This is a genomic window from Streptomyces sp. NPDC047061 (genome assembly GCF_040643955.1).
Taxonomy (GTDB): domain Bacteria; phylum Actinomycetota; class Actinomycetes; order Streptomycetales; family Streptomycetaceae; genus Streptomyces.
Genome location: NZ_JBEYVI010000010.1, coordinates 212,466 through 235,210, shown reverse-complemented (window position 1 = coordinate 235,210; position 22,745 = coordinate 212,466). Strand labels below are relative to the sequence as shown.

Below are 22,745 nucleotides of genomic sequence, written 5' to 3'. Positions count from 1 at the left end.
TTTTACTGTTTTTTTTCTTTTTTTTTGGCTTGGGGGGGGGGGGTGCCGCTACCCCCCCCCCCCCGCCGTTCACATGTCCTGCTACTCACCGAGCCTCCGCAGCGTCACCCCCGCCCCCACCGCCGCCAGTACCAGCAGCACCGCCCCCGCGATCGCCGCCCCCTGCATCCCGCTGGTGAACGCCTCCCGTGCGGTCCGGGTCAGGGCCTCTCCCGCGGGCCCCGGCAGCCGGCTCGCCGTGGCCAGGGCGCCGCCCAGGGTCTCGCGGGCCCCGGCCGGAGCCGAGGCCGGCATCTCGTGGCGGTAGACCGCCGTACCGATCGAGCCCAGCACGGCCATGCCGAGCGCACCGCCGAACTCCGCGGCCGTCTCGAGGAGCGAGGACGCCGTCCCGGCCCGCTCCACCGGCGCGCCGGTCAGCGCGAGGTCGGTCAGCTGGGAGACGATCGCGACCATCCCGCAGGCGAGGACACCGGCCCCGGTCAGCACCAGCCACAGCGAGTCGGTGCCGATCAGGGCGAGCAGTACGAACCCGGCCGCCATGGCCGCGAAGCCGCCCGCGACGACGTACCCCCGGTCGACGCCCCGCTGCACCAGCTGTGCCGTGAGCGGCCCCGCGGCCCCGATGAACACCGAGGGCAGCAGACTCCACAGCGCCGCCGCGAGCGGGCTCATCCCGAGGACCGACTGCAGGTACTGCGTGGTGAAGATCGCCGAGCCCATCATAGCGAGCGAGGCGACGAGGTTCAGGACCAGCGCCGGGGTGAAGCCGTGGCCCTTCAGCAGGGCCGGCGGGATCAGCGGGGAGCCGGTGGTGCGCTGCCGGCGGACGAAGAGGGCGGCGAAGAGCAGGCCGACGGTGACCGAGACGACGTAGAGCGGGTGCCAGCCCTCGGAGGGGATCTCCTTGACGCCGTAGACCACCGGGAGCACGGCGGCCATCGAGAGCGGGACGCTCAGCCAGTCGAAGCGGCCGGGGGAGGGGTTCCGGGACTCGGGGAGCAGGAACGGGCCGAGCAGCAGGAGCAGGGCCATCGCCGGGAGGTTGACCAGGAAGACCGAGCCCCACCAGAAGTGCTCGACGAGGATTCCGCTCATCACCGAGCCGAGTGCGATCCCGCCGGTCATCACCCCGGACCACAGGCCGATCGCCTTCGCGCGCTGGCCGGGGTCGGTGAACATCGTGCGCAGCAGCGCCATCGTCGACGGCATCAGGGTCGCGCCACCGATGCCGAGGACCGCGCGGGCGGCGATCAGGGTTCCGGCGCTGTCCGCGTAGGCGGCGAGCAGCGAGGCGCCGCCGAAGGCCGCGGCGCCGAACAGGAGCAGACGCCGGCGGCCGATGCGGTCGCCAAGGGCGCCCATCGTCATCAGCAGGCCGGCCAGGACGAAGCCGTAGATGTCGAGGATCCACAGCTGCTGGGTGCCGCTCGGTGCCAGGTCCGCGCCGATCGCCGGGAGGGCGAAGTAGAGGACCGAGACGTCCATGGAGACCAGGAGCAGCGGGAGCATCAGCACGCCGAGCGCGGTCCATTCGCGCCGCCCGGCCAGGGAGTCGGTGTCCGGTGGAGTGGTTGCGGTCGTGCTCGTCGGGTTCGTCATACCGAGGAATGTACGGGCGTATTAAACGCTTGTCTAGAACGCTTGTATAAGTCATGCGTCTGGGACGGCTGTATGGATTCCGGGTAGGGTGGTCGGCATGGGACACCGTGAGGATCTGCTGGAAGGCGCCAAGCGCTGCCTGCTGGAGAAGGGGTTCGCGCGGACGACGGCGCGCGACATCGTCAGGGAGTCGGGCACCAACCTCGCCTCGATCGGCTACCACTACGGCTCCAAGGACGCGCTGCTCGCGCAGGCCTACATCGCACTGGTGGAGGAGATGTCCTTCGAGGGCGGCGACCAGGGGCTGACCGGTGCGCCCGGTTCCCTCGAACGGTTCCGCGAGGTGTGGTCGAACATCGTCGACAGCATGCGCGGGCCCGGCTCGATGTGGCGGCTCGGCGTGGAGATCGTGACGATGGGCGATCAGATGCCGGAGGTGCGCGACCAGTTGGCGCGCGCCCAGCGCGAGGGCGGCCGGGGGCTGACCTCACTGCTGATGGGCGTGCCGGAGGAGGAGGTCTCCGACGAGACCGCCGACACCCTCGGCCGCTTCTGCATGACCCTGATGTCCGGCCTCATCTCGCAGTGGACCTTCGACCCGAAGACCGCGCCCGACGGCGACGCGCTCGCCGAGGGGCTGCGCCAGATCGTCGAGGCCGTGAACCGGAGTTGACGCGGCGCGGCGCGGGTGCCGGCGACCGGGTGGTTCCGGTGCGCCGGGTCAGCCGAGCGGGTACGTCACCACGGCGCGGGCCGGGAACCGGAGCACGTCGTCGTACAGCGGTGAGCGCTCGACGGTGACCCGGACGCCGTCGACGGAGTCGTAGTACCAGACGGGGCTCTGCAGGCCGGGCCCGCACAGGCCGTCCGGGAGCTTGTACGGCTCGCCGGCCACGCCGACGCTGCCGCGGCTCTCGTCGAACAGGTCCGCGTCCGCCGCCACGATGCCCGCGCCGCGCAGGTAGTCCGGGAGCAGGCCGCTCCGGAAGGACAGGACGGCCCTGCCGTTCCGGGTGAAGTAGTGGACGTCGGAGGCGTCGGACGGGATCGGCGTGCCGTGCACGAGGATCCGGTCCGGCAGCCGCTGCTCGCTTCCGGCACAGGCCCGTCGGTCGCCGAGCGGCTGGGGCAGGTCGTCCCGGAAGAGCCAGACGGCTCCGGCGGCGAACCCCGTCAGGGCGAGCCCCGCGATCCCCAGTGCGGCCGACCGGCGGCCCGGCCGGGGCCGTTCGCCCGCACCGTTCTCCTCCGCCGACGGCGAAGCGGCCGCCTCGCCCTGCCGTATGTCCGGACCCGAATCGCCCATGTCCGCCCCCGCCGACATTCGTGATGATTCTTGATGTGAACACGCGGAGCATACGCCGACCGGCATCCGCACACGGCCCGGAAGGCGCACCTCAGGCGAGCCGGGCCCCCTTCAGCGCCATGTGCAGCAGCAGGCGGTCCTCGCCGTCGTCCAGGTCGAGGCCGGTGAGCTGCTCGACGCGGGACAGGCGGTAGTACAGGGTCTGCCGGTGGATGCCGAGCGCGGTGGCCGTGCGGCCCGCCTGGCCCGCGTGGTCCAGGTAGACCTCCGCGGTGCGGGCCAGTTCGTGGTGGGCGGGGGCGAGGAGGGGGGCCACGGCCGGGTCGTGCGTCGCCTCCGGCGGCAGCGCGGTCAGCAGGCGGTACGGGCCGATCTCCGCCCACCGGGCGACCGGCCCGAACCGCGGCTCCGCCAGTGCGGCCCGGGCGGCCGCCGACGCCTCCTGCCAGACCGCGCCCAGCTCCGCCAGCCCGGTCCGGGCCCCGCCCACGCCCGCGGCGCAGGCCTGCGTGCCGGGGACCGGCCCCGCCGATCCCGCGGCCACGGCCGCCGCCGTCCGTGCCCCGGCGCCGCGCGCCGCCGCCGACCGGGCCTCCTCCGCCTCCTTGAGCAGCCGGGCGGCGGCCGTCAGGGCGGGGGTGGCGGTGTCCGTGCTGCGCAGCCGGACCAGGACGGCCAGGCTGTGACCGGCGGCCCCCCAGGGCAGGGCGCACAGCGCGGTGGCGTGCGGGACCGTGCGCGGGGACGGCGCGTCGTCCGGGTCGGCGGACGGCCAGGGGGCGACACAGACCAGGGTGTGCGGGGCGTCCGCGCGGGCGCCCAGGGCCGTACGGAGTTCGGCCACCGCCATGTCCTGCTGCCAGCCGCTCTCCGCGACCAGCACCGCCCGCAGCTCCCGGCCGAGGCCCGCCCCCGCCTGCGCCTCGTCCGCGAGCAGTGCCCCGATCCGCCCCGCCACCCCCATGGCGGCGGCCAGCTGGGGGTCCGTCGGACCCGGATCGGAGTCGAGCAGCCACACATAGCCGAGGACGACACCCCGATGGCGTACCGGCAGACAGATCCGCCCCCGGTACACCCCGGCCTCCGGGGTCGGCGGGATCCGGACCGGTCCGGTCGCGCGGGTGATGCCGAAGCCCTCGAACCAGGTGCGGACCGCCGTCGTGGAGCGCCGGGTCAGGATCGAGCGGGTGCGGACCGGGTCCAGCGCCGACGGATCGAGGTCGCCCTCGCTGTCGTAGGCCCCGAAGGCGATCAGCTCGAAGTCGCGGTTCTCCAGGGTCGCCGGGACGCCAAGCAGCTCCGAGATCTCGTCGACCAGCTCCTGGTAGTCGCCCTTGAATTCGGATGTCACCCGGGCATTCTCCCGCAATTCACGGATGCCTTCATACATCTGTCTGAGATCCGCTGCGCGGATGCGTGACAGCTGTCGATGGCCCACGATCGGAGGGATCCTTGACTATCACGGTGGTTCCCCGTGCCGTATCCGAATCGTCGGATCGCGGCCTGTCCGGCATGTGTTGTGGAGGTGCCCCGTGCTGGGTCCCGTGATTCTCGCCGCGTCGCGCAGCGACCGGATGCGACGTCTGATCTCGGCGGCCCCGGTGACGAAGCAGGTCGTCGACCGCTTCATCCCCGGCGAGTCGGTCGCGGACATCGTCCCGATCATCGAGGAGCTCACCGGCCGCGGCCTGGAGCTGACGATGGACGTCGTCGGCGAGGACATCACCACCCCCGAGCAGGCCGGCGCCGCCCGGGACGCCTACCTCGCGCTCGTCGAGCGGCTGAAGGGCCTCGGCCTGGGCGAGCGGGTCGAGATGTCGGTGAAGCTGTCCATGTTCGGACAGGCGCTGGACGGGGGGCATGAGCTGGCCCTCGCGAACGTCCGCCCGGTCGTCGAGGCCGCCGCCGCCATCGGTACGACCGTCACCCTCGACGCCGAGGACCACACCACCCTCGACTCGATGTTCGCCATCCACGAGGAGCTGCGCCGGGACTTCCCGCAGACCGGCTGCGTCATCCAGGCCTACCTCTTCCGCACCGAGGCCGACGCCCGCCGCCTCGCCGCGGCCGGCAGCCGGGTCCGCCTGGTCAAGGGCGCCTACAAGGAGCCCGCCGAGGTCGCCTACCAGCAGAAGCACGAGATCGACAAGGCGTACGTGCGGATCCTGCGGACCCTGATGGAGGGCGAGGGGTACCCGATGGTCGGCTCCCACGACCCGCGCCTCATCTCCATCGCCCAGGAACTCGCCCGGCTCGCCGGCCGCAAGCCCGACGACTACGAGTTCCAGATGCTGTACGGCATTCGCAGCGACGAACACCTGCGCCTCGCCGCCGAGGGCCACCGCATGCGCGTCTACACCGCCTACGGCACCGACTGGTACGGCTACTTCATGCGCAGGCTCGCGGAGAAGCCGGCGAACCTGCGCTTCTTCGTCCGCTCCATGCTCAGCAAGGGCTGAAGCGCCGTCCCACCCGCCCGTCTCCCTGCAACACCCGCTCACGTACAAGGAGTTACGGATCCCATGGACGCTGTGACCCAGGTCCCCACCCCCGTCAACGAGCCGGTGCACGGCTATGCCCCCGGCTCGCCCGAGCGCACCCGCCTGGAGGCGAAGCTCAAGGAGCTGGCCGAGAACCCGATCGAGCTGTCGATGACCATCGGCGGCGAGAAGCGGCTCGGCGGCGGCGAGCCCTTCCAGGTCGTGCAGCCGCACCACCACAAGGCCGTCATCGGCACCGGCCGGCACGCCACCCAGCAGGACGCGCAGGACGCCATCGACGCGGCCCTCGCCGCCGCGCCCGCCTGGCGCGCGATGTCCTTCGACGACCGCGCCGCGATCATCCTGCGCGCCGCCGAACTGCTCGCCGGCCCCTGGCGCGAGACCATCGCCGCCTCCACCATGCTCGGCCAGTCCAAGACCGCCCAGCAGGCCGAGATCGACAGCCCCTGCGAGCTGGTCGACTTCTGGCGGTTCAACGTCCACTACGCCCGCCAGATCCTGGCCGAGCAGCCCCCGGCCAACTCCCCGGGCGTCTGGAACCGCCTCGACCACCGCCCGCTGGAGGGCTTCGTCTACGCGATCACGCCGTTCAACTTCAGCGCGATCGCCGGCAACCTGCCGACCGCGCCCGCGCTGATGGGCAACGTCGTGGTCTGGAAGCCGTCGCCGACCCAGACCCACGCCGCCGTGCTGCTCATGCGGCTGCTGGAGGAGGCGGGTCTCCCCAAGGGCGTCATCAACCTCGTCACCGGCGACGGCATCGAGGTCTCCAAGGTCGCCCTCGAACACCGCGACCTGGCCGGCATCCACTTCACAGGCTCCACCAAGACCTTCCAGTACCTGTGGAAGACGGTCGGCAACAACATCGAGAAGTACCGCTCCTACCCGCGTCTGGTCGGCGAGACCGGCGGCAAGGACTTCCTCGTCGCCCACCCGAGCGCCGACCGGGCCGTCCTCAAGACGGCACTCACCCGCGGTGCCTTCGAGTACCAGGGCCAGAAGTGCTCGGCGACCTCCCGCGCCTACCTCCCCGCGTCCATCTGGAACGACGGCTTCCGCGAGGAGTTCGCCGCCGAGGTCGACTACCTGACCATGGGTGACGTCACCGACCTGTCGAACTTCGTCGGCGCCGTGATCGACGACCGCGCGTTCGCCAAGAACAAGGCCGCGATCGACCGCGCGAAGACCGACCCGTCCTGCGAGATCGTCGCGGGCGGCTCCTACGACGACTCGGTCGGCTGGTTCGTCCGCCCGACCGTCGTCGTGTGCAGCGACCCGGAGAACGAGGTCTTCCGTACCGAGTACTTCGGCCCGTTCCTCGCCGTGCACGTCTACGAGGACGACGAGTACGACGAGATGCTGACCCAGATGGAGTCGGTGTCCGACTACGCGCTCACCGGCTCGGTCATCTCCAACGACCGCGCGGCGGCCGCGTACACGATGGAGAAGCTGCGCTACGCGGCCGGCAACTTCTACATCAACGACAAGTCGACCGGCGCCGTCGTCGGCCAGCAGCCCTTCGGCGGCGGCCGCTCCTCCGGCACCAACGACAAGGCCGGCGCCCCGCAGAACCTGCTGCGCTGGACGCTGACCCGCGCGATCAAGGAGACGCTGGTCGCGCCGACCGACTACGCGTACCCGCACATGGGCTGACCTTCAGCCCCCCGAGCACGGGCCGGGAAGCCTGACCCACGAGCAGGCTTCCCGGCCCGTTCCCATGAGACTCAGCCCGCCGGTGTCACCGCGTCCCGGAACCTGCCCTCCGCCTCGGTGTCCGGCGCCGCCGACAGGATCACGATCTTCAGCTCCGAGTCGCCGTCCGTCAGGACGTCGCAGTCCACCGGCACCGGCCCCACCCTCGGATGCTCGACCGTCTTGCGGTCCTCGCGGTGGCCCGCCACCGTGCCGCTCGCCCACATCCGGGCGAACCGCTCGTTGCCCTCGGACAGTTCCCTGATCAGCTCCGCCAGCCGGGCGTCCCGCGGAAAGCGGCCGGTCGCGCGGCGCAGGTCGGAGACGAGCGCGAGGTCCGAGCCGTCGACGTCGTCGACGTGCACCGGCCACCAGGTGACACGGGCGTCCGCGGCGCCCACCGGGAACCGCTCCCGGGCGAAGTTGCGCAGCTCCGGCGGGGTGGCCGACGGATCACCGAGGAGCGCGGCCCAGCGGGCGTTCCAGCACAGCAGCTGCCAGTGCGCGGTGAAGACGGCGACCGCGACGTCCCCGAGCCGGCCGAGCACGCGGCACACGCCCGGCGGGAGGTCGTCGGGGATCGGACCGCCGTCGGGCGGGACCAGGCCCGCCAAGCGGTAGAGGTGCTCGCGCTCGTCGGCGGTGAGCCGCAGGGCACGGGACAGGGCGGCGACCACCTGCCCGGACGGCGCCGTGGCGCGGCCCTGCTCCAGCCGTACGACGTAGTCCACCGACACCCCGGCCAGCTCGGCGAGTTCCTCGCGGCGCAGCCCCGTCGCGCGGCGGGCCCGGCCGGTCTCGGGCACGCCCACGGCGGCCGGTGACAGCCGCTCCCGCCAGGCCCGGATCGTCGGGCCCAGACCGGCTTCCTCTTTCCTGGCCATGGCCCCCATCCTGCCCCAACCCGGTGATCCTGGTACCGCCGTTCCTACGGTCGAGGCGTCCCTGGCTGCGGCCCCACGCCGGGCAGACGATCGACGCATGACCATCACCTTCATCACCGGGGCCAACAAGGGCCTCGGCCGCGAGACCGCCCGCCGCCTCGCCGCACTCGGCCACACCGTGCTCGTCGGTGCCCGCGACCCGGAGCGGGGCGCGGCGGCCGCCGACACGCTCGGCGCGCGGTTCGTGCGGATCGACGTGACCGACGACGCCTCGGTCGCCGCCGCGGCCGCCGACGTCGCCGCCCACGAGGGCCGGATCGACGTACTGATCAACAATGCCGGTGTGGCAGGCCCGCACGGCGACCCGGGCGAGCTCAGCGCCGCCGACGCCCTCGCCGTCTTCGACGTCAACCTCTTCGGCGTGATCCGCACGACCACCGCGTTCCTGCCCCTGCTGCGCCGGTCGGCGGACCCCGTCGTCGTCAACGTCAGCAGCGGACTGGGGTCGGTCGCCGTCACCCACGACCCGGCCCGCGTCGAGTCCACGGTCGTGGCGCCGCTCTACAACTCCTCGAAGGCGGCCCTCGTCATGCTCACCACCCAGTACGCCAAGGCCTTCAAGGACATCCGCGTCAACGCCGTCGACCCCGGCTACACGGCGACCGACCTCAACGCCCACAGCGGCCCGCAGACCGTGACCGAGGGCACCGACGCGATCGTCCGCCTCGCCACCGAGCCGTCCGGCGCCGGGACCGGCCGCTTCGTCGACCGCGACGGCCCCGTCGCCTGGTAGGCCGTACGGCCCCGCGGTGCGGTGGCCCCGTACGACACTGGGGCCATGTCTCTCACCGTCGCCCACACCGCCGACCTCGACCCCGCCGACCTGCGCGCCGCCCGGGCCCTCCTGCACGAGGCGTTCGGCGGGGACTTCGCCGACAGCGACTGGGAGCACGGCCTGGGCGGCCTGCACGCCCTCGTGCACGACGAGGCGGGGCTCGCCGCCCACGGCTCGGTCGTCATGCGCCGCGCCCGGCACCGGGGCCGCTGGCTGCGCGTCGGCTACGTCGAGGCGGTGGGCGTACGGCCCGACGCCCGCCGCCGGGGTCTGGGCGGTCAGGTGATGGCGGCGCTGGAGGGGATCGTCGGCCGGGCCTACGACCTCGGCGCGCTGTCCGCCAGCGAGGACGGGGCCCGGCTCTACACCGCCCGGGGGTGGGGGCGCTGGGACGGACGGGTCTGCGCGGTGTCCCCGGAGGAGGGGATCGTGCGGCTGGCTGACGAGGAGGGGGACGTGTACGTGTGGCCCGGCCTCGCCGGGGACGTCCTCGACCCCGCCCACGAGCTGGTCTTCGACTGGCGGGACGGGGACGTCCTGTAACCCGTTCGCCCCATCCGTTTCAGACCTCAAAACCCCAGGTCACTGTCGTGTGACCGGCTTCGCCGTCTCAGATAGTAGGAAGTCCGAGTAATTGTGCAGACAGAAGCGGGCCGCTCCCTTACTTTTGTAGGAGCCGAACGTCTCGCTCGATCAAGCGAATGGCGGTCGTGAGCCGGGCCCCGTGCAGGCAACCCCTGCGGCACCGCTCCCCGCCCCTTCCGGCGTCTCGTATCCCCCCTGCCGTACTCCATGTATGTCGAAGGAGTCGATTTCCATGGCCGAGACGACCGTCCGCCGCCGAGTCCGCCACGTGTCCCGCACGAGCGATTCCGACCGCAAGAACGCCGCCGCCGCCCTCCAGCGCGCCCTCGACCGCCGCGACAACGGCGGCGAGACCGGCCACTGAGCGGCCGCTGAGCACGCCTCACCACGTCGGTAACACGTGTCACACCCGCCAGACGGGAGCCGCACCCGCACGGGGTGCGGCGCGGCCGGGACAGCCGCGCCGTACCCTGCGGAGCACTCCCCGCGTCACTGCCCGCGCCGTACCTCGAAGTGGTCGATCCGCGCACCGCTCTGCGCCAGCGCCGACACCTTCAGCCTCGGGGCCGTGCCCGCTTCCGCCTCCACCTTGAGGAAGGAGAAGCCGGTGTACCGCACCCGCGACCACTCCACCGTCTCCGCCACGTTGTGCTGCCCCTTGGCCCAGTGGAAGCTGTCCACCGCGCCGTGCCGGGGGACGTGCCCCTCGTAGCTGTCCTTGACCCCGGACGGGAACCCGTAGAGGTTCCGCCCGCCGCCGCCCGCCGTGACGTACACGATCCCGTCCCGCGTCGGGTCGGTCGAGCCGCCGACCGGGACCGCGCGGCCGACCCCGCCGTTCCGCACCGCGTCCGTGCGCTCGTAGACGTGGTTGTGGCCGTTGATCACCAGGTCCACCTGGTACTTGGCGAACAGCGGCAGCCAGGCCGCCCGGATCCCGCCGTCGGAGGCGTGCGAGGACGTCGAGTACGCGCAGTGGTGGAAGAAGACGACGACGAAGTCGACCTCCTTCGCCGCCCGCAGCTCCTTCAGCTTCTTCTCCAGCCACTTCGTCTGCCGGCCGCCGCTGTAGCCGAGGTTGGCGGGGATCTCGTACGACACGTCGTTCGCGTCGAGCGCCACGAAGCCGACGTTGCCGTAGGTGAACGCGTACACGCCCGGCGAGCCGTGCGGGTCGAAGCCGTTGTCCGGGAGGGCGAAGCGGGCGTACTGGCCGCCGTAGCCGTCGGGGGAGTACCAGGCCTCCATGTCGTGGTTGCCGGTCGTCACCATCCACGGGACGGACCGCGCCACCGGGTCGTTCTGCTTCAGGAACCGGTCCCACTCCCGGGCGTCGTAGCCGTCCGAGGTCTTCCCGGCGCCGTTGCCGTCCGCGTAGCAGATGTCGCCGGCGTGCAGGTGGAAGGCGGGGCTCTGCTTCAGCAGCGCGTTGTCACTGGCCTTGCCGGCCTGGCTGACGCCCTGGTCGCCGAAGGCGGTGAAGACGAACCGCTCCGGGCTCGCGGGCGCGGTGTGGAACGGGGTGATGGCGGAGCGGTGGCTCGGCGCGGCCGGGTCCCAGCCGTCGTGGCCGACGCCGTAGTAGTACGTGGTGCCGGGCGTGAGGCCGTCCAGGGCCGCGTGCACGTAGTACTGCTCGACCACCGGGCGCACCCCCTGCACCCCGGGCGTGTGCAGATGCCGGATCTCCGCGGCGACACGCGTGCCCAGCTCGTCCGGGCGCGTCCCGATCCGCACGAACGGCTTGCGCACCGCGGACGGCACCTGCCAGGAGATCCGCATCCGGGTCCGCGGGTCGGAGCCGAAGGCGAGATGGCGGCCGAACGGCACGACCGCCGCGCCCCGCACCGCCGAGGTGGCCGGCGCCGGACTCGCCGACTTCGCCGCACAGCCGGCGACCAGCCCGCCGCCCGCCACCGCGCCCGCCGTCACCAGGGTGCGGCGGCTCACCAGCCGGGTGCGCAGGTACTCGTACTGCTCGGCCATGCTCATCCGGGCGGCCAGCCGCGGCGGGATGCCGAAGTCGGGGATGTCCATGAGGAGGACGCTGCCCAGCGCAGGCCAACACCAGCCACACATACGGGTGAACGCAGGTCGACGGAACGACCCGCCGTGTCCGTATGCCGGACGATGTGTGTCATCCCATGGGACGAGGAGTAGGGTGCCCGCATGTCTCGCAGCATCAATCTCGCAGTGATCCCCGGTGACGGCATCGGGCAGGAAGTCGTGGCCGAAGGCCTCAAGGTCCTCTCCGCCGTCCTCCCGCAGGATGTGAAGCTGGAGACCAAGGAGTACGACTTCGGCGCCCAGCGTTACCACGCCACCGGTGAGACCCTCACCGACGCCGACCTCGACGCGCTGAAGCAGCACGACGTCATCCTGCTGGGCGCCATCGGCGACCCGAGCGTCCCCTCCGGCGTCCTGGAGCGCGGCTTCCTGCTGAAGCTCCGCTTCGCCTTCGACCACCACGTCAACCTGCGTCCGTCGAAGCTGCTCCCGGGTGTCGCCACCCCGCTCGCCGGCGAGCCGCAGATCGACTTCGTCGTGGTCCGCGAGGGCACCGAGGGCCCGTACACCGGCAACGGCGGCACCATCCGCAAGGGCACCGAGCACGAGGTCGCCACCGAGGTCTCCGTCAACACGGCCTTCGGTGTCGAGCGCGTCGTCCGGGACGCCTTCGCCCGTGCCCAGGCCCGCCCGCGCAAGAAGCTCACGCTGGTCCACAAGAACAACGTGCTGACCTTCGCCGGGCACCTGTGGACGAACATCTTCAACAAGGTCGCCGCGGACTTCCCCGAGGTCGCGACGGACTACATCCACGTCGACGCGGCGACGATCTACCTCGTCACCGACCCCGGCCGCTTCGACGTCATCGTCACCGACAACCTCTTCGGCGACATCATCACCGACCTCGCCGCGGCCGTCTCCGGCGGCATCGGCGTCGCGGCCAGCGGCAACATCAACCCGAGCGGCGAGTTCCCGTCGATGTTCGAGCCGGTGCACGGTTCCGCGCCCGACATCGCCGGCCAGGGCAAGGCGGACCCCACCGCCACGGTCCTGTCCGTCGCCCTGCTGCTCCGCCACCTCGGCTACGAGGCCGAGGCCGCCCGGATCGACGAGGCCGTCACCGCCGACCTCACCGAGCGCCAGGGCAAGCCCGCCCGCTCCACCTCGGAGATCGGCGACGCGCTCGCCGTACGAGTAGCCGGCTGACCCGCCGAGCTTCTCGAAGTACTTCGAAGCCGCCGGGTCGCACAAGCGCTCGGCGGCTTCCCCATGCCTGCCGCCGGGTGCCACCATCTACCCCGGTCCGCATTCACCCCGATTCCTTCCACCCCGGCCCCCGCGCGATAATCGAACGCGGAGCCGCGCCATGAGGGAATGCTCGGACGTCCTACGACAGGGCACTCGCCCTGCTACCGGACACCGGCCGTACGGGTGTGAGCGCGGCCCCATCACTACAACCGGTGCTGCATCTCCCGGGGGACAACCCCCGGACCCCCGGCCGAAAGACCGCAGCCGCCCCGGCCCAAGCCTGGAAGCGAAGGACCCTACCGATGACGACGCCCACGATCGAGCTCAAGCCGTCCGCACACCCGCTGCCCGCCGCGGAGCGGCAGGCGATCCTGGCCAACCCCGGATTCGGCCGCCACTTCACCGACCACATGGTCACCATCAAGTGGACCGAGGGCCGCGGCTGGCACGACGGCCAGCTCGTTCCGTACGCGCCGATCCCCCTCGACCCGGCCACCAACGTCCTGCACTACGCCCAGGAGATCTTCGAGGGCCTGAAGGCCTACCGCGGCCCCGACGGCTCGGTGGCCACCTTCCGCCCCGACCAGAACGCCAAGCGCTTCCAGCGCTCCGCCCGCCGGCTCGCCATGCCCGAGCTGCCGGTGGAGACCTTCATCGAGGCCTGTGACCTGCTCGTCCAGCAGGACAAGGACTGGGTGCCGGCGCACGGCGGCGAGGAATCCCTCTACCTGCGCCCCTTCATGATCGCCACCGAGGTCGGCCTGGGCGTCAAGCCGGCCAACGAGTACCTCTTCCTGGTCATCGCCTCCCCGGCCGGCGCCTACTTCCCCGGCGGGGTCCGGCCGGTCTCCATCTGGGCCTCCGAGGACCGCGTCCGCGCCGTCCCCGGCGGCATGGGCGACGCCAAGACCGGCGGCAACTACGCGGCCTCCCTGCTCGCCCAGGCCGAGGCTGCGGCCCAGGGCTGCGACCAGGTCTGCTACCTCGACGCGGTCGAGCACAAGTGGGTCGAGGAGCTCGGCGGCATGAACCTGTACTTCGTGTACGGCGCTGCGTCCAATGAAAAGCCGGTGATCATCACCCCGACCCTCACCGGTTCGATCCTCGAAGGCGTCACCCGCGACTCCCTCCTCACCGTCGCCCGCGACCTCGGTTACGAGTCCGAGGAGGCCCGGGTCTCCATCGAGCAGTGGCAGCGCGACTCGGAGAACGGCACCCTCACCGAGGTCTTCGCCTGCGGCACCGCCGCCGTGATCACCCCGGTCGGCACCGTCAAGCGCACGAACGCCGAGTGGCAGCAGTCGGGCGGCGAGCCCGGCGAGGTCACCCTCAGGCTCCGCGAGGCGCTCCTCGACATCCAGCGCGGCACGGTGGAGGACAAGCACGGCTGGATGCACCGGCTCGGCTGAGCCGGCCGACCGCACCACCGGTGGCCCCTCCGGCCGCACCAACGGGCGATCTTCGACCGGTCGTTCGACGCGTAGTGCCTCCCCCGTGCGGGTATCTCCTGAGTCCACGGGGGAGGGAGCACGCGTGAGCGGACGATCGCCGATGCCACGGCTGCGCTGGCTGATGCGCACGTTACGCACCCCGCGCCGCCCGCAGAGCCTCACCGTGCTCGCCCTGCTCACCGCCGTCGCGGCCATGCTGCTGTGGCGGGCCTCGTCCATGGGCAACTACGGGCAGAACCTCGCCCTCAACCTCGGCACCGACATCGTCGGCGTGGTCGTCACCGTGTTCGTCATCGGCCCCCTGATATCCCGGGCCCAGGAGGGCCGGGTCCGCGAACACACCCGGCTGGACTACGAGTGGTTCGCCGGGCAGGTGCACGGCTCGACCTCCAACGTGAAGGTCCTGGACACCTTCTCCAACCTGTTCGGACCCCAGTTCTCCGAGCGCCTGTTCCGGGGCGTCAGATCCGCCACCGCGAGCGGCGCCCGGGTGCAGATCCTGCTCCTGGACCCCGACTCCCTCGCGGTCATCCTGCGCGGCCGCGAACTGGGCGAGCAGAGCGCGGACATCCGCCGCGACATCATGCGCAACCTGCGCACCCTGGACGCGTTCGCCCGCCGCCTCGACACCACCTCCCGGCCGCTGCTGGAGGTACGGCTGTGCTCCACCTCCCCCGGTGTCACCCTCTACCGCTGGGACGAGCGCTGCCTGGTCTCCTTCCTGACCGTCGGCCGGCTCTCCGGCGAGGGCGTCCAGCTGGAGGTCGCGGTCCGCTCCCCGCTGGGCACCTTCGTCGAACAGCGCTTCGACGAACTCTGGCAGCAGGGCAAGCCGATGGAACGGTTCACCCGCATTCCCGTCACCCTCGTCGACGCCACGGACGGGCGACGGGAGTTCGTCTGCCACTTCGTCTTCCTCGACGACCGCCTGTACGTCGCCGCCCCCGACCTCGTCACCTACCTGGCCCGCCACCGGCTCGACCAACTCAGCGCCTACAGCGAGGCACTGAGCGGGTCCGGCGCGCACGACGTCATCGTCGTGGACGACGAGAGCGAGCTGCACCGACGGCTCATCCAGCACTTCGGGGAGAAGTACGATGCGCGGGCGGCCGCCTTCGTGGAGTTGCGGCCGTCCACGGTCCTGGTCACGGAATGACGGTCCGGGTCAAGGAATGACGGTCCTGGTCACGGAATAGAGGGCCCCGCCACACATGAGCTCAGCGCACCACCCCCGCTTTCGCGCCTTCACGCCCCGTGACCTGGACGGTCTGCTCCGGCGTGTCCCCCTGACGGACGATCAGCGGCTGGCGCTGCGGGCGGTCTCCTCGGTACTGCCGTTCCGTACCAACGCGTATGTCGTCGACGAGCTGATCGACTGGTCCGCCGTGCCCGAGGACCCGGTCTTCCGGCTGACCTTCCCGCAGTCCGGGATGCTGCCCGCGCCCGACGTCCGCCGGATGGCCGAACTGCTGGCCGCGGACGCCCCGCGCGCCGAGATCCAGCGCGCCGCGCACGAGATCCGGATGCGGCTCAACCCGCACCCCTCCGGCCAGCTCGACGCCAACGTCCCCGTGCACGAGGGACAGCGGCTGACCGGCCTGCAGCACAAGTACCCGGAGACGCTGCTGCTCTTCCCGCGCCAGGGCCAGACCTGCCACGCCTACTGCACCTACTGCTTCCGCTGGCCGCAGTTCGTCGGCGAGGCCGACCTGCGCATCGCCACCGACGACATCGCGGCCACCGGCTCCTATCTGCGCGCCCACCCCGAGGTCGCCAGCATCCTGGTCACGGGCGGCGACCCCCTGGTGATGAGCACACAGGTGCTGCGCCGCTACGTCGAGCCGCTGCTGCGGATCGACACCGTCCGCTCGATCCGCGTCGGCACCAAGTCCCTCGCCTTCTGGCCGTACCGCTTCACCACCGACCGCGACGCCGACGACCTGCTGCGCCTCTTCGAGGAGGTGGTGGCGAGCGGCCGGCACCTCGCCCTGATGGCCCACTTCACCCACCCGCAGGAGCTGCGCCCGCCCGTCGTCCGGGAGGCGATGCGGCGCGTCCGTGACACCGGGGCCGTGATCCGCTGCCAGGGCCCGCTGGTGGCCGGGATCAACGACAGCGCGGACGCCTGGGCCGAGCTGTGGGAGGAGACGACCACGCTCGGCGCGGTGCCGTACTACCAGTTCGTGGAGCGGGACACCGGCCCCCAGGGCTACTTCGGCGTCCCGCTCGCCCGCGGCCACGCCATCTTCCGCGACGCCTACGCGCGGGTCTCCGGCCTCGCCCGCACGGTCCGCGGCCCGGTCATGTCGGCGATGCCCGGCAAGGTCTGTGTGGACGGCGTCACCGAGGTGGCCGGCGAGAAGGTCTTCGCCCTCCATCTCATCCAGGCCCGCGACCCGGACCTGGTCGGCCGCCCCTTCTTCGCCGCGTACGACGAGGGCGCGACCTGGTTCACCGACCTCAAACCGGCGTTCGGGGCGACCCGGTTCCTGCCGGGGCTGGAGGCGGGCTGACCCGTTTCGGGGAGAAGTGCGATGCCCCCGGTGACCGGAGCGCGCTGTGAACGCCCCCGTCGCCACGGCGGGTGGCACCCTCGCCATATCGCTCACGGCACTCGCCCACACGCCGTGGCCGATCGTCAGCGTCGTCACGGGCTGCTTCGTCGTGGTCAGCAGCGCCCAGCGTCTCGTCAACGCGTGGAACACACTCATGCGCGGCGTCTATGAACGACGGGCGCTGCGAGCCTCGGAACCGGCCGAGGTGCTGGCGCACCTGAGCAGAACCCCCGCGAGTGGCGACGAAGACCCTGCCGAGCCGGAGGAGCCTCGGTAGGGCCTCGTCCTCAGACGCCGGACGGGCTGGGATGCGGGGCCGAACGGTCTTCGTTCTCGGGGACCGGTCGGGCCGGGTTTGCCGGTTTCGATGTGAGCAGCAGGTAGACCGCTCCGCCCACCAGCCCTGACAGCAGGAAGCTGCAGTCCACCCCGCCCGTCAGCGTGAGCAGCGGGCCCTCGTACGACGGGAGCGACACCGCCAGCAGGCCGACGCCCGCGCCCAGGGCCCAGGACGCCGTGGCCCGGATGTTCCAGCCGGCCCGGTACCAGTAGATCCCGCCCCGTGAGCGGCGGTTGAAGACCTGCAGGGCGTCCGCGTCGTACACGCCCCGGCAGCGGACGAAGCCGATCAGGGTGATGACCGCCCACGGGGTGCCGATGGCGGTGAGCAGGAGGACGAAGGACGTCATCGCCGACTGCGCGTTCCAGGCGTAGTGGCCGGCGAAGACGCAGGCGGTGGCGACGACCGCGACCGTGCAGGTGGCGCGGGCGCGGGACGCGCGGGGCAGGATCGCGTCCAGGTCCAGGCCCATCGAGTAGAGCATCAGGCCCGCGTTGCCGACCGAGCCCGCGGAGGCGGAGAGCAGGAGCGGGACCAGGTACCAGGCGGGGGAGGCCGACACCAGCGGGCCGGCGTAGTCCGTCGCCGCCCGCGCGGCGTACGCGGTGAACGTGCCGAACAGCTGCGGGACCAGGAGGCCCAGGACCAGGCCCAGCCAGGTTCCGTGCAGGACCCGGCGGGAGGTGTGGCGGGCCGGGGAGATGTAGCGGGTGTAGTCGCCGAGGAGGGTGATGAAGGCGACCGGCCCGGACAGCCCGGCGGCCACCGCCGCCAGACACCACGTCGGCCAGAAGCCGCCCAGCAGGTAGCCGCCCGCCTCCGGCAGCGCGGAGGTGGTGAAGTGCGGGGCGTAGGCGAAGATCCCGAGGACCAGCAGGGCCGTCATGCCGATGGCGAGGACCTTGGACATGGCGAGCAGCACCCGGTAGCCGTACACCGCGCCCGCCACCGTCGCCGCCGCGAGCACCGTGTAGACCGCGGCGTACGCCACCCCGTCCGCCGGCATCCCGAACAGCCGTCCCAGCACGCTCACCATCACGTCGCCGCCGATCCACACGGTCAGCGCGGTGTAGCCGAGGGCGAGCAGCAGGCCCACCACCGAGCCGACCAGCCGCCCGCGCACCCCGAACTGGGCGCCGGAGGAGGTGGACAGGTTGGTCGCGGTGCGCAGCGAGACCAGGGCCAGCGGGGCCGTGAACACCGTGCCGACCAGCGTGCCCGCCACGATCGCGGTCACCGACGCCCACCAGCCGAGCCCGAAGGACGGCGGCAGCCAGCCGAAGATGATCACGCCGAGGCAGAGGTTGGAGCCGAGCAGGATCGAGACCAGGTCCTTCGGCCCGCTGCTGCGTTCCCCGTCCGGGATGGTGTCGACTCCGCGCTGTTCTATCGGCATGGCTGGTCTCCTCCGACGGCCGCCTAGGGGTTAGAACGACGTTCAATGTGAGTGACCATCCAGGCGATGTCAATGGTTCCCTTCTCGTAATCCGGCATTTAGAGTGTTGTTCTAAGTCGAGTCAGGCAAGAGGAAGCGAAGGAGGTGCCGGGCGTGCGACTGACCCCCACGGAACGTGACCGGCTGCTGCTCTTCGGAGCCGCCGAGCTGGCCCGTGCCCGCCGCGCCCGGGGCCTCAGGCTCAACGTGCCGGAGGCCACCGCGCTGATCGCGGACACCGTCTGCGAGGCCGCCCGGGACGGCCGGCGGCTCGCCGAGGCGATCGAGGCGGCCCGCGCCGTCCTCGGCCCGGCCGACGTACTGCCCGGCGTCGCCGACGTCGTCACCGAGGTGCATGTCGAGGCCGTCTTCGACGACGGATCGCGGCTCGCCGTCGTCACCGACCCGATCGGCGGCGGCGGACTGGGCGAGGACGCGCCCGGCGCGCTGCTGCCGGGGCCCGAGCACGCCGACCCGGAGGCGGTCGTACGGCTGACCGTCACCAACACCGCGACCGTGCCCGTCTCCGTCACCTCGCACTTCCACTTCTTCGAGGCCAACCCGCGCCTCGACTTCGACCGCGCCGCGGCCTACGGCCTGCGGCTCGCCGTGCCCGCCGGGTCGTCCGTGCGGTTCGGGCCGGGGGAGTCGCACGAGGTCGGTCTCGTCCCGATCGGCGGCGCCCGGGTCGCCATCGGCTTCGCCGGGCTCGTGGACGGGCCGCTGGACGCGCCCGGCGCCCGCGAGGAGGCGCTGCGCCGCGCCGCCGCCTGCGGATACCTGGGCATTCGAGAGCAGGAGACCGAGCGATGAGCCGCCCCGGAGGCCACCCCGCCGAGGACCGCCGCCTCACCCCGCACGAGTACGCGGCCACCCACGGCCCCCGCGCCGGCGACCGCGTCCGGCTCGGCGACTCGGGGCTCGTGATCCGCGTCGAGGACGACTCCCAGCGCCACGGCGACGAGTTCCTGGCCGGCTTCGGCAAGACGGCCCGGGACGGGCTGCACCTCAAGGCCGCCGCCGTCCGTGACACCTGTGACGTCGTGATCAGCAACGTCGTCGTCATCGACGCCGTGCTCGGGATCCGGAAGGTGTCCATCGGGATCCGCGAGGGGCGGATCTGCGCGATCGGGCGGGCCGGGAACCCCGACACCCTCGACGGGGTGGACGTCGTGGTCGGCACCGGTACGTCCATCGTGTCCGGCGAGGGGCTCATCGCCACCGCCGGGGCCGTCGACACGCACGTCCACCTGCTGTCGCCGCGCATCATGGAGGCCTCGCTGGCCTCCGGTGTCACGACGATCATCGGGCAGGAGTTCGGGCCGGTGTGGGGCGTCGGCGTCAACTCGCCCTGGGCGCTGAAGCACGCCTTCAACGCCTTCGACGCCTGGCCGGTCAACATCGGCTTCCTCGGCCGGGGTTCGTCCTCGCACGCGGCTCCGCTGGTTGAGGCGCTGGCCGAGGGGGGTGCCTCCGGCTTCAAGGTGCACGAGGACATGGGCGCCCACACCCGGGCGCTGGACACGGCCCTGCGGGTCGCCGAGGAGCACGACGTCCAGGTCGCCCTGCACAGCGACGGGCTGAACGAGTGCCTGTCGGTGGAGGACACCCTCCGCGTCCTAGAAGGCCGCACCATCCACGCCTTCCACATCGAGGGCTGCGGCGGCGGACACGTGCCCAACGTCCTGAAGATGGCCGGTGTCCCCAACGTCATCGGCTCCTCCACCAACCCCACCCTGCCCTTCGGCCGGGACGCGGTCGCCGAGCACTACGGGATGATCGTCTCCGTCCACGACCTCAAGACCGACCTGCCCGGCGACGCCGCCATGGCCCGCGACCGCATCCGCGCCGGGACCATGGGCGCCGAGGACGTGCTGCACGACCTGGGCGCGATCGGCATCACCTCGTCCGACGCGCAGGGCATGGGCCGGGCGGGGGAGACCGTCCGCCGCACCTTCGCCATGGCCGGCAAGATGAAGGCCGAGCTCGGCGCCCCGGACGACGGCCACGACAACGAGCGCGTCCTGCGCTACCTGGCCAAGCTGACCATCAACCCCGCCATCGCCCACGGCCTCGCCCACGAGGTCGGCTCGATCGAGGTCGGCAAGCTGGCCGACATCGTGCTGTGGAACCCGGAGTACTTCGGCGCCAAGCCGCAGCTCGTCCTCAAGTCCGGTTTCCCCGCGTACGGCGTGACCGGCGATCCGAACGCGGCCACCGACACCTGCGAACCCCTCGTCCTGGGGCCGCAGTTCGGGGCGTACGGCGCCACCCCCGCCGACATCTCCGTCGCGTTCGTGGCCCAGGCCGCCCTCGACCAGGGCCACGACACCATGCCCACCCGGCGCCGCCGGGTCGCCGTCCGCGGCACCCGCGGCATCGGCCCCGCCGACCTGCGGCTCAACACCCGGACCGGAGCGGTCGACGTGGACCGGCGCACCGGCCTGGTCACCCTCGACGGCGAGCCGCTCAGCTCGGAGCCCGCCGACTCCGTCTCCCTCAACCGCCTCTACTTCCTGTAAATGCCAGAGCCTCTAAGGACCCCCATGAACAAGGCTGCCTCCGACGGCTTCCGGATGCCCGCCGAGTGGACCCCGCACGAGCGGACCTGGATGGCGTGGCCGGGCCCCAACCCCACCTTCGACGACGCCGACGACCTCATCGCCGCCCGGATGGCCTGGGCGTCGGTGGCCCGCACGATCCTCCGCTTCGAACCGGTGACGGTCGTGTGCGGCCCGGGCCAGTCGGCCGAGGCGCAGGCGCTGCTCGGGCCCGGCGTCGACACCGTCGAGCGTGACCTCGACGACGCCTGGATGCGGGACATCGGCCCCACCTTCCTCACCAACGGCCGCGAACTGGCCGCCGTGGACTGGACGTTCAACGGCTGGGGCGCCCAGCACTGGGCCCGCTGGGAGCACGACGCGAAGATCGCCGCGTATGTCTCGGACCTCGCGGGCGCGCGGACGTACGCCTCGAAGCTGGTGAACGAGGGCGGTGCGATCCACGTCGACGGCGAGGGGACCGTCCTGCTGACCGAGACCGTGCAGCTCGGCCCCGAGCGCAACCCGGGCTGGACCAGGGAGGAGGTCGAGGCGGAGATCCACGGGATGCTCGGCACCCGCAAGGCGATATGGCTGCCCCGCGGCCTCACCGGCGACTACCCCCCGTACGGCTTCGGCACCCTCGGGCACGTCGACATCGTCGCCGCCTTCGCCCGCCCGGGCGTCGTGGTGGCGCACTCCCAGCCCGACCCCGCGCACCCCGACCACGAGGTGTCCCAGGAGATCATCGGCCTGCTGCGGTCCCGGACCGACGCGCGCGGCCGGACCCTGGAGGTCGTCGAGGTGCCGGCCCCGACCGCCCTGGAGGCCGACGGCCACTGGGCCGACTACTCCTACATCAACCACTACCTGTGCAACGGCGGGGTCGTGCTGTGCGGGTTCGACGACCCGCGCGACGAGATCGCCGCCGGGATCTTCCGCCGTCTCTTCCCCGAGCGGACGGTCACCCTGGTGGACGCCCGTACGATCTTCGCGGGGGGTGGAGGCATCCACTGCATCACCCAGCAGCAGCCGAGGATCTAGTTCCAGGGGACCTGGTTCTGGTCGTAGTTCGAGGAGCCGAAGATGGCCGGTGGGCGCAGACAGGCCCCGCCCCGCGAGGAGGTGCTCGCCGCCGCCATGACGATGATCGCCGCACGGGGCCTGGAGAAGCTCACCATGGCCGCGCTCGGCCGCGAGGTCGGGATGAGCAGCGGCCATCTCCTCTACTACTTCCACTCCAAGGACGAACTGCTGCTGCAGACCCTGGAGTGGAGCGAGGGCCGGCTGGGCGCCGAGCGCGGCCGGCTGCTCACCCGGCGCGGCACCGCCCGCGAGCGCCTCGACGCCTACGTCGACCTGTACGTGCCCGACGGGCACCGGGACCCGCACTGGACGCTCTGGCTGGAGGTCTGGAACCGCTCGCAGAACGCCGACGAGGCGGCCCGCGACCGGCAGGCCGCCATTGAGGGCGCCTGGCACCGCGACCTGGTGGCGCTGCTCGCCGAGGGCGTCTCACGCGGCGAGTTCCGGCCCGTCGACCCCGACCGCTGCGCCGCCCGCCTGCGCGCCCTGCTCGACGGCTTCTCCATCCACGTGGCGATCGGGCTGCGCGGCACGGACCGGGCGCAGGTTCTCGGCCACGTACGCGAGTTCCTGGAAGCGGATCTTCTCGCGGACGCGTGACCTTACGACCCGGTTGTACGCAATACGGGTGATTGACCCGGGTTGGGCGGCACGGTTTCATCCTGTCGAGCCCTCGGC

The 22,745-nt window shown here is 71.9% G+C and carries 21 protein-coding genes; 15 read left to right on the top strand and 6 right to left on the bottom strand.

The window, feature by feature from the left end:
- Positions 1 to 81 precede the first annotated feature (81 nt).
- A complete protein-coding gene (locus ABZ887_RS17885) occupies positions 82 to 1,602 on the bottom strand; it encodes an MFS transporter (protein WP_361289841.1) in 1,521 nt (506 codons plus the stop codon).
- Between the two features lie 97 nt (positions 1,603 to 1,699).
- Here ABZ887_RS17885 and ABZ887_RS17880 point away from each other — a divergent pair, with 97 nt between their 5' ends.
- Positions 1,700 to 2,275 (top strand): TetR/AcrR family transcriptional regulator, encoded by a 576-nt coding sequence (locus tag ABZ887_RS17880; protein WP_361289838.1) that lies wholly within the window; start codon positions 1,700 to 1,702, stop codon positions 2,273 to 2,275.
- A gap of 48 nt (positions 2,276 to 2,323) precedes the next feature.
- Here ABZ887_RS17880 and ABZ887_RS17875 read toward each other — a convergent pair whose 3' ends face one another.
- Together ABZ887_RS17875 and ABZ887_RS17870 are read right to left on the bottom strand one after the other, a co-directional pair.
- Entirely contained in the window at positions 2,324 to 2,908 is a 585-nt protein-coding gene (locus tag ABZ887_RS17875) for a hypothetical protein (protein WP_361289835.1), read from the bottom strand.
- Between the two features lie 91 nt (positions 2,909 to 2,999).
- Positions 3,000 to 4,298: a helix-turn-helix domain-containing protein gene (locus tag ABZ887_RS17870; RefSeq protein WP_361289832.1), complete on the bottom strand. Its 1,299-nt coding sequence runs from the start codon at positions 4,296 to 4,298 to the stop codon at positions 3,000 to 3,002.
- Positions 4,299 to 4,440: 142 nt separating this feature from the next.
- Here ABZ887_RS17870 and ABZ887_RS17865 point away from each other — a divergent pair, with 142 nt between their 5' ends.
- The gene (locus ABZ887_RS17865; RefSeq protein ID WP_361289829.1) at positions 4,441 to 5,367 is read left to right on the top strand and encodes a proline dehydrogenase family protein; all 927 of its coding nucleotides are present in this window, start codon (positions 4,441 to 4,443) and stop codon (positions 5,365 to 5,367) included.
- Positions 5,368 to 5,430: 63 nt separating this feature from the next.
- Positions 5,431 to 7,062: an L-glutamate gamma-semialdehyde dehydrogenase gene (gene pruA, locus ABZ887_RS17860; RefSeq protein WP_361289826.1), complete on the top strand. Its 1,632-nt coding sequence runs from the start codon at positions 5,431 to 5,433 to the stop codon at positions 7,060 to 7,062.
- Positions 7,063 to 7,133: 71 nt separating this feature from the next.
- Here pruA and ABZ887_RS17855 read toward each other — a convergent pair whose 3' ends face one another.
- The gene (locus tag ABZ887_RS17855; RefSeq protein ID WP_361289823.1) at positions 7,134 to 7,985 is read right to left on the bottom strand and encodes a helix-turn-helix transcriptional regulator; all 852 of its coding nucleotides are present in this window, start codon (positions 7,983 to 7,985) and stop codon (positions 7,134 to 7,136) included.
- Between the two features lie 97 nt (positions 7,986 to 8,082).
- Here ABZ887_RS17855 and ABZ887_RS17850 point away from each other — a divergent pair, with 97 nt between their 5' ends.
- The 3 genes from ABZ887_RS17850 to ABZ887_RS17840 all read left to right on the top strand — a co-directional run bounded on the left by ABZ887_RS17850 (position 8,083) and on the right by ABZ887_RS17840 (position 9,769).
- Positions 8,083 to 8,778, top strand: coding sequence for an SDR family NAD(P)-dependent oxidoreductase (locus tag ABZ887_RS17850; protein WP_361289820.1), 696 nt, complete (start codon positions 8,083 to 8,085; stop codon positions 8,776 to 8,778).
- 45 nt (positions 8,779 to 8,823) lie between these two features.
- Complete coding sequence (locus ABZ887_RS17845; RefSeq protein WP_361289818.1) at positions 8,824 to 9,363, top strand: GNAT family N-acetyltransferase; 540 nt, start codon at positions 8,824 to 8,826, stop codon at positions 9,361 to 9,363.
- A gap of 274 nt (positions 9,364 to 9,637) precedes the next feature.
- Positions 9,638 to 9,769, top strand: a complete 132-nt coding sequence (locus ABZ887_RS17840) for a hypothetical protein (protein ID WP_294004210.1) — start codon at positions 9,638 to 9,640, stop codon at positions 9,767 to 9,769.
- Positions 9,770 to 9,894: 125 nt separating this feature from the next.
- Here the strand turns inward: ABZ887_RS17840 and ABZ887_RS17835 are convergent, their stop codons facing one another.
- Positions 9,895 to 11,442, bottom strand: coding sequence for a metallophosphoesterase family protein (locus ABZ887_RS17835; protein WP_361289814.1), 1,548 nt, complete (start codon positions 11,440 to 11,442; stop codon positions 9,895 to 9,897).
- 132 nt (positions 11,443 to 11,574) lie between these two features.
- Between ABZ887_RS17835 and ABZ887_RS17830 the strand changes: the two genes are divergently transcribed.
- The 5 genes from ABZ887_RS17830 (at position 11,575) to ABZ887_RS17810 (ending at position 16,943) form a co-directional block, all read left to right on the top strand.
- The gene (locus ABZ887_RS17830; RefSeq protein ID WP_361289811.1) at positions 11,575 to 12,618 is read left to right on the top strand and encodes a 3-isopropylmalate dehydrogenase; all 1,044 of its coding nucleotides are present in this window, start codon (positions 11,575 to 11,577) and stop codon (positions 12,616 to 12,618) included.
- Positions 12,619 to 12,962: 344 nt separating this feature from the next.
- Positions 12,963 to 14,069, top strand: coding sequence for a branched-chain amino acid aminotransferase (locus ABZ887_RS17825; protein ID WP_361289808.1), 1,107 nt, complete (start codon positions 12,963 to 12,965; stop codon positions 14,067 to 14,069).
- Between the two features lie 124 nt (positions 14,070 to 14,193).
- Positions 14,194 to 15,267, top strand: a complete 1,074-nt coding sequence (locus ABZ887_RS17820; protein WP_361289805.1) for a hypothetical protein — start codon at positions 14,194 to 14,196, stop codon at positions 15,265 to 15,267.
- 55 nt (positions 15,268 to 15,322) lie between these two features.
- Positions 15,323 to 16,624: a lysine 2,3-aminomutase gene (locus ABZ887_RS17815; protein WP_361289802.1), complete on the top strand. Its 1,302-nt coding sequence runs from the start codon at positions 15,323 to 15,325 to the stop codon at positions 16,622 to 16,624.
- Positions 16,625 to 16,670: 46 nt separating this feature from the next.
- Entirely contained in the window at positions 16,671 to 16,943 is a 273-nt protein-coding gene (locus tag ABZ887_RS17810; RefSeq protein ID WP_361289799.1) for a hypothetical protein, read from the top strand.
- Between the two features lie 10 nt (positions 16,944 to 16,953).
- Here the strand turns inward: ABZ887_RS17810 and ABZ887_RS17805 are convergent, their stop codons facing one another.
- Complete coding sequence (locus ABZ887_RS17805; protein WP_361289796.1) at positions 16,954 to 18,402, bottom strand: cytosine permease; 1,449 nt, start codon at positions 18,400 to 18,402, stop codon at positions 16,954 to 16,956.
- A 153-nt stretch (positions 18,403 to 18,555) separates the two neighbouring features.
- On the opposite strand from ABZ887_RS17805, the gene ureA reads away from it, so the two are divergent.
- From ureA to ABZ887_RS17785, 4 genes are read left to right on the top strand one after another with little or no spacing between them, the layout of a single operon-like run.
- Positions 18,556 to 19,254 carry an urease subunit gamma gene (gene ureA / locus ABZ887_RS17800; protein WP_361289793.1) on the top strand — a complete coding sequence of 233 codons (699 nt, stop codon included), beginning with the start codon at positions 18,556 to 18,558 and terminating at the stop codon, positions 19,252 to 19,254.
- Positions 19,251 to 20,963, top strand: coding sequence for an urease subunit alpha (locus ABZ887_RS17795; RefSeq protein WP_361289790.1), 1,713 nt, complete (start codon positions 19,251 to 19,253; stop codon positions 20,961 to 20,963). The genes ureA and ABZ887_RS17795 overlap by 4 nt, the downstream gene beginning before the upstream one ends.
- A 24-nt stretch (positions 20,964 to 20,987) precedes the next feature.
- Positions 20,988 to 22,025, top strand: a complete 1,038-nt coding sequence (locus tag ABZ887_RS17790; RefSeq protein WP_361289787.1) for an agmatine deiminase family protein — start codon at positions 20,988 to 20,990, stop codon at positions 22,023 to 22,025.
- Positions 22,026 to 22,067: 42 nt separating this feature from the next.
- The gene (locus ABZ887_RS17785) at positions 22,068 to 22,667 is read left to right on the top strand and encodes a TetR/AcrR family transcriptional regulator (protein WP_361289784.1); all 600 of its coding nucleotides are present in this window, start codon (positions 22,068 to 22,070) and stop codon (positions 22,665 to 22,667) included.
- Positions 22,668 to 22,745: the final 78 nt, after the last annotated feature.